1 protein-coding gene is annotated in these 1,686 nt (G+C 39.1%); it reads left to right on the forward strand.

The features are described 5' to 3' along the window. Window positions 1–66: 66 nt before the first annotated feature. A protein-coding gene (locus M3180_RS22225) for an IS3 family transposase (protein WP_251671614.1) occupies window positions 67–1,640 on the forward strand; the annotation gives its coding sequence in 2 pieces (ribosomal slippage) (window positions 67–709 and window positions 709–1,640; 1,575 coding nt in all). Window positions 1,641–1,686: the final 46 nt, after the last annotated feature.

Genomic DNA, 1,686 nt, shown 5'->3' on the forward strand with positions numbered 1-1,686 from the left:
TGATATGCTCCCCATTAGGTAGACAGATTAAATAAAAAATCTGTTTATCCGATGGGGAGTATTTTTATGGCTAAAAGTAAGCATCCAGTTGAAATCAAATTACTTGCTGTTGAAGCTTTACATGAAGGCAAGCTTACAGTTAAAGAGATATGTGAAAGGTACGACATGACAGCTGAAACTCTTCATTATTGGAAAATAAAGTATCAACTCCATGGTGTAGAAGGCTTAAACGTATCAACAACCTGGAATCCATATTCTAAAGAATTAAAACTAGCTGCAATTGAAGACTATATGGTTCAACGTCTTACACTCATGGAAGTACTCACTAAATATGGAATTAGTCATCATTCCGTTTTATATCGTTGGATAAAAAAGTATACTAGTCATAGTAGATTAAAAGATACGGGTAAAGGTAGGAATCCGACTATGACAAATGGAAGAAAAACAACGTTTAAAGAACGGGTATTCATCGTAAATGAGTGTCTACAGAATGAAAAGGATTATCAACAAACTGCTAAATCTCACGGCGTTTCCTATCAACAAGTATACCAATGGGTAAAGAAGTTTGAAGCTAGTGGCGAGGAAGCTTTACGCGATGGGCGTGGACGTAAGAAAGATGAAGCAGAGCTCTCTTCGGAAGATAAATTAAAACTAGAAATTCAGCGTATGGCACGCGAAAATGAACGATTGCGAGCAGAAAATCTATTTCTAAAAAAGTTAGAGGAGCTCGAAAGGAGGCATCGTTAACTCAAATTCGCACGCAGCATCTTTACGTTGCGATTCAAGAAGTACATCAGGAAGAGAAGTTATCGATCCTTTTATTGTGCGAGATTGCATCTGTGTCTCGTGCCGCTTACTACAAATGGCTAAACCGTAAGCCGTCTGGTCGAGAACTAGAGAACCAAACCATTCTAGAAGCCATGAAGCTTCTCCACAAACAAGTAGATGGTATTTACGGCTATCGTCGCCTGACATTAACGATCAACCGTAAACGTCAGAAATCCAATCAACCTAAGGTCAATGAAAAACGAATTTACCGCTTAATGCGAGTTGGTCGCTTGAAGTCAGTTATTCGTCAAAAGCGAAAGAACTACCGCAAATCACCAGCACATCATATCGCTGAAAATGTATTAAACCGAGAATTTAAAGCGGAGAAGCCGAATCAGAAATGGTGTACTGATGTAACCGAATTCAAATATGCTAACGGAAAAAAAGCGTATTTAAGTGCAATTATTGATTTGTACGACGGCTCCATTGTGAGCTATGTATTAGGTAACTCCAACAATAATCGTCTCGTTTTTACAACAATGAGACAAGCCATCCGTCAATTAAAGGCAACAGAGAAGCCGTTAATTCATAGTGATCGAGGCTACCAGTATACATCAAAGGGCTTCAGATACATATTGGAGGAAGCAAGGATGACACAAAGCATGTCCCGTGTTGGGCGTTGTATCGATAACGGACCGATTGAAAGTTTCTGGGGTACGCTAAAATGTGAGAAGTATTATTTACATCGATATGATTCTTATGAAGCGCTAAAACAAGCGGTTGATGACTATATTCATTTCTACAATCACCATAGGTATCAAAAACGATTAAGCGGCCTGAGCCCATTAGAATTCAGGACTCGAGCCGCTTAATGTCTCTTTTACTATTTCCACTGTCTACTTGACAGGGGGCAGTTCA

The sequence above is a fragment of the Paenibacillus camelliae genome, assembly GCF_023715345.1.
In the GTDB taxonomy this organism is placed as follows: domain Bacteria; phylum Bacillota; class Bacilli; order Paenibacillales; family Paenibacillaceae; genus Pristimantibacillus; species Pristimantibacillus camelliae.